The sequence below is a fragment of the Acaryochloris sp. IP29b_bin.137 genome (genome assembly GCF_028285745.1).
Classification (GTDB): Bacteria; Cyanobacteriota; Cyanobacteriia; order Thermosynechococcales; family Thermosynechococcaceae; genus Acaryochloris.
The window spans coordinates 1-3,521 of the sequence record NZ_JANQOP010000293.1; the positions used below are offsets into that span (position 1 = coordinate 1).

Genomic DNA, 3,521 nt, shown 5'->3' on the forward strand with positions numbered 1-3,521 from the left:
GCAACGTAGGTCGTAACTATAAATTTTGGGCATCACACAGGAGAAGAAATGAATAACTTCTCTAGTTTACGTCCTTCTCAATATGGCGACTGCTATAACTAATACCTTCATCATCATTTTATCTAAAAATAAGGGTCTCTCCTCCATGGAATATGGAGGAGAGTTTCTTTTACTCAAGCCTGCATAAGGCCAAACTTCCTTGATATAGAATGAGTCCTTGCTATGCCAAAGATGATTTTTGTTCAAGGATAATTATCTCAACTTATCTGAGCTCAATTCAATAGAGAGGAAGGTTGATTATTGCATTATTTAACTTAGGGAGAGAGATATCTTTACTAGATAATTTAGGCTGCTTTATAGGCCATTCAATCGCCAATTTTGGATCGTTCCAAACAATTCCATACTCATCGTCAGGAGCGTAAAAATTGGTGCATTTGTATAAAAAATCAGCAGTTTGACTTAGCACACAAAATCCATGGGCAAATCCAGGTGGAATATACATTTGCTTGTGGTTTTCTCCTGATAGGTACTCACCAAACCACATACCAAAATAAGGTGATCCTTGGCGGATATCAACCGCTACGTCAAAAACCTCTCCTGATAATACACTCACAAGCTTCCCTTGAGGGTTTTTGAGCTGATAATGAAGTCCCCGCAGGGTTCCTTTTGAAGAGTGAGAATGGTTGTCTTGGACAAATGTTGCTGTGATTCCTAGCGCCTCATATCTTTGTTGATGATAAGTTTCCAAGAAATAGCCTCGTTGGTCACTAAATACTTGAGGTTCAATCACCAAAACATCCGGTAAAGGGGTTTTTCTAATATTCATAGACTCCTGTCTCCTTCTTCAAGGATCCGCAGAAGATATTCACCATAACGATTCTTGCGTAAAGCATGGCTCAGCTCCCGGACTTGGGCTGTCGAAATATATCCCATGCGATAGGCCACTTCTTCAATACAGGCAATTTTCAATCCTTGCCTTAGTTCCATTGTTTCCACAAAAGAAGCTGCTTGCAGCAAACTTTCATGCGTACCGGTATCTAACCACGCTACACCACGACTGAATTTCTCAATTTTTAACTGTCCCTGTTGTAGATAGGTTTTATTGACATCCGTAATTTCTAATTCTCCTCTAGCAGACGGCTTTAGGGCTTTAGCTATCTCAATGACCTGATTATCATAAAAATACAATCCGGTTACAGCATATTGAGATTTAGGATGCTGAGGTTTCTCTTCAATGTCTGTAACGTTCCCTTGTTCGTCAAATGCCAACACCCCATATCGATGAGGATCATTGACCCAATATCCAAAAACTAGGCCTCCGGTGGTCAATTTCGCGACTTTCTGCAGTTTATCGGCAAGAGAAGCACCGTAAAAAATGTTATCGCCAAGGATAAGAGCAACCGAATCATCCCCAATAAAGCCTTGCCCAATAACAAAAGCCTGGGCTAGACCTTCGGGTCTAGGTTGCTCTGCATAGGCAATATGCAACCCAATATGGTGACCATCCCCCAATAGTCGCTGAAACAACGGTAAATCTTGCGGTGTCGAGATAATCAATATTTCTCGAATACCTGCCAACATTAGCGTAGACAGCGGATAATAGATCATTGGTTTGTCGTATATCGGCATCAGCTGCTTCGACAATACTCTGGTAATTGGATAGAGTCGGGTGCCTGAACCACCAGCCAGAATTATTCCTTTCATCACGATGGGTTAGATTCGCTTAATGGGTCGGTCAGTTGTGTTCTCACTGTGCCCTCGAAAATAGAGCATCTATGCTGTTTCAATCCGCCTTTAATCCTAGTCGTTGAAGGTAATATTGGTCTGCTGTCACTCGTTGACACCAATCTGGATGAGCTAGATACCATTGCACTGTCTTTCGAAGACCCGACTCTATCGTCATTTGAGGGGTCCAGCCCAGTTGGTGCTTAATTTTTCTGAAATCGATTGCGTATCGACGATCGTGACCCGGGCGATCTTGAACAAAGGTGATGAGGTTGGCATGGGGTGCAAATTCTGAATGGGGACGGAGTTCATCTAAAATGGTGCAGATATGCTGCACTAATCCAATATTCGTTTGTTCTGCGCCACCTCCAATGTTGTAGGTTTCCCCCGCTTGACCTTGAGTTAATACTAGGTCGATGGCTCTACAGTGATCTTCCACAAATAGCCAATCTCGAATATTCTGCCCATCCCCGTAGACAGGGAGTGATTTTCCCGCGATCGCATTCAAAATTATCAGGGGGATTAACTTTTCTGGGAACTGGTAAGGGCCGTAATTATTAGAGCAGTTGGTGATTAGGGTGGGTAAATTATAGGTATGAAAATACGATCGAGCTAAGTGGTCTGAACTGGCTTTAGACGCCGAGTAAGGACTATTCGGAGCATAGGCTGTCGTTTCCGCAAAGGGGGGATCATCTAGTTCTAATGTCCCAAACACTTCATCTGTGGATACATGGAGAAAGCGAAACTGCTCTTGTTCAGGTGGGTTGAGCGTTCGCCAATAGGAACGAGTTGCTTCCAATAGGTGAAAGGTCCCCAAAATGTTGGTTTGGATAAACGCATCGGGGCCGTCAATAGAGCGATCAACATGGGTCTCAGCCGCAAAATTGAGGATCGCTTGTGGACGGTATTGCTCAAGAAGGTCCGTAACCAGTTGACGATGACCAATATCCCCCTGAATAAAGACATGCTTGGGGTCTGATTGGAGTGAGGCCAAAGTGGCTAAGTTCCCTGCATAGGTCAGTTTATCTAAGTTCAAAATGATGCCTTGGTCCTTGAGCCGCTTGCGCAAGACATAATTTGCGCCAATAAAGCCTGCGCCCCCTGTTACTAGAATTGTCATCCTATGAATTTCCTAAGATGAGAGATCGATTAACCGGATAGAAATGGGTGCATTGCAACAATCAGGAAGCGGAACAGCGATATTGAACTCAAATGATGCTCTCTCAGGAACGCTGTTCCTAGGGGGTATTGTTCATTCAATCGGCTACAAAGAGCCCTTTATCTTGCAGAAACTCAATCACCTGTTGCACGCAGGCCTCCAATGAGTCGCTGCCGGTATTTACGATCAATTCAGGTGATTCTGGCGGTTCATAGGGGGAAGAAATCCCAGTAAAGTGACTGATTTCACCTGAGCGAGCTTTTTTGTACAATCCTTTTACATCCCGGTTTTCACACACTTCTAAACTCGCTTGACAATAGACTTCAATAAAGTCTCCCTCTGGGACCAATGCCCGAACGCGATCGCGATCAGCGCGGAACGGCGAAATAAAAGCTGTTAAAGCAATAATACCCGCCTCAGTAAAGAGCTTCGCAATTTCACCAACTCGACGAATATTTTCGACTCGATCCTCACTAGTGAAACCTAAGTCTGCACAAAGCCCATGGCGGACATTATCTCCATCTATAACAAACGTTCGACAGTTCAGTTTAAAGAGTGCATCTTCTACAGCATGAGCCAAAGTGGACTTACCTGCACCAGAAAGTCCGGTAAACCAAAGAATGACACTGCGGTGACC

At 43.9% G+C, this 3,521-nt stretch carries 4 protein-coding genes; all 4 read right to left on the bottom strand.

From position 1 onward, the window contains the following. Positions 1-277: 277 nt before the first annotated feature. Positions 278-826, bottom strand: coding sequence for a dTDP-4-dehydrorhamnose 3,5-epimerase (gene rfbC, locus Q0991_RS20420; RefSeq protein WP_299492003.1), 549 nt, complete (start codon positions 824-826; stop codon positions 278-280). After that, on the bottom strand, positions 823-1,704 hold the full coding sequence (gene rfbA / locus Q0991_RS20425; protein ID WP_299492005.1) for a glucose-1-phosphate thymidylyltransferase RfbA: 882 nt from the start codon (positions 1,702-1,704) through the stop codon (positions 823-825). The genes rfbC and rfbA overlap by 4 nt, the downstream gene beginning before the upstream one ends. Before the next feature lie 79 nt (positions 1,705-1,783). Further along, a complete protein-coding gene (rfbB, locus tag Q0991_RS20430; RefSeq protein WP_299492007.1) occupies positions 1,784-2,845 on the bottom strand; it encodes a dTDP-glucose 4,6-dehydratase in 1,062 nt (353 codons plus the stop codon). 136 nt (positions 2,846-2,981) lie between these two features. After that, positions 2,982-3,521 (bottom strand): adenylyl-sulfate kinase (cysC, locus tag Q0991_RS20435; RefSeq protein WP_299492009.1); only part of this gene is annotated, 540 nt, incomplete at its 5' end.